The following is a 1,029-nucleotide window of genomic DNA, read 5'->3' as shown; positions in this document are numbered from 1 at the left end:
GGCCGAGGGGGCCCGCGGACCGGTCATCACCCGGTGGCGCCGGGAAGGCCTCACCGCGTGGCGCGAGCACCTCGCCTCGGTGCACCGCGCGACCGCCGCAGCCGCGGGAGGCGGGACCGTCTCACCCCACGAGGCCCTGCCGGGACCCGCCCAGCTGGGTCGTCTGCACGCAGCCCTCGCCGACGTGCTCGTGCGCGACGCGGTCCTCATCGCCCTCATCGGTGAGGACCGCGTGGCCGACCAGGTCCTGGCCGGCCACGGGGGCCCTGAGCTGGAACGCGCGTTGCGTCGCCTGGTGGACCCGGGTGACGGGAGGCCTCCTGCTCCCGGCCCGACCGCCGCAGCCCGGCTCCTGCTGGAGCAGGTCGTGGCCCACGCGCCCCGGCGCGCCCAGTCCGCGCCGCTGACGCTGCTCGCGGTGCTCGCCTGGTGGAGCGGCGACGGCGCCCGGGCGTCCGTGCTGTGCGAACGAGCGCTGGTGGTGGATCCCGAGCACCGGCTCGCGGTCCTGGTCGAGCAGGCGCTGGGGCAGGGGATGGGGCCCGGGTGGTTGCGCCGCCCGGTCCCGTCGCGTGGTCGTGCGGGTGGGGGACCTGCTGCCCGACCGTGAGCGCGGGCGACGCTTCCGGTAGCGTCGGGCGGAGCCCCGGAACCGGTCGGGCCACCGCCCCCAGGAGGATCGATGAGCGTCGTCGTCGGATACGTAGCGACCCCGGAGGGAGACGCTGCACTGCGGGCGGCGATCGACGAGGTCACCAGGCGCGGCGGTCGACTCGTGGTCGTCCTGAGCGAGCGTGGTCACCGGTTCGGCTCCGGGGGGGAGGACCTCGACGCCCAGGCGGAGGAGGTCCGGCGCCGGCTCGAGGAGGAGGACGTGCGCCACGAGGTCCGGCTCACCACCCGGGGGCGTGACGTCGCCGAGGACATCATCGGGGCGGCCCAGGAGGCCGGAAGCGCGCTGATCGTGATGGGTCTGCGGCGCCGCAGCCCGGTCGGGAAGCTGATCCTGGGCTCCAACGCCCAGCGGAT

Annotated in this window: 2 protein-coding genes; both read left to right on the top strand. The window is 76.1% G+C overall.

Annotated elements, in window-relative coordinates; translation table 11 throughout:
- Positions 1 to 610, top strand: a 610-nt coding sequence (locus N869_RS15355; RefSeq protein WP_156968605.1) for a DUF4192 family protein, incomplete at its 5' end; no start/stop codon positions are given.
- Positions 611 to 682: 72 nt separating this feature from the next.
- Positions 683 to 1,029: universal stress protein (locus N869_RS15350; protein WP_035063120.1), on the top strand; the 347-nt coding region annotated here is incomplete at its 3' end.

This window comes from Cellulomonas bogoriensis 69B4 = DSM 16987, from assembly GCF_000767165.1.
In the GTDB taxonomy this organism is placed as follows: domain Bacteria; phylum Actinomycetota; class Actinomycetes; order Actinomycetales; family Cellulomonadaceae; genus Actinotalea; species Actinotalea bogoriensis.
Note: the sequence above shows the minus strand (reverse complement) of the source record. Positions and strands in the feature narration are given on the sequence as shown.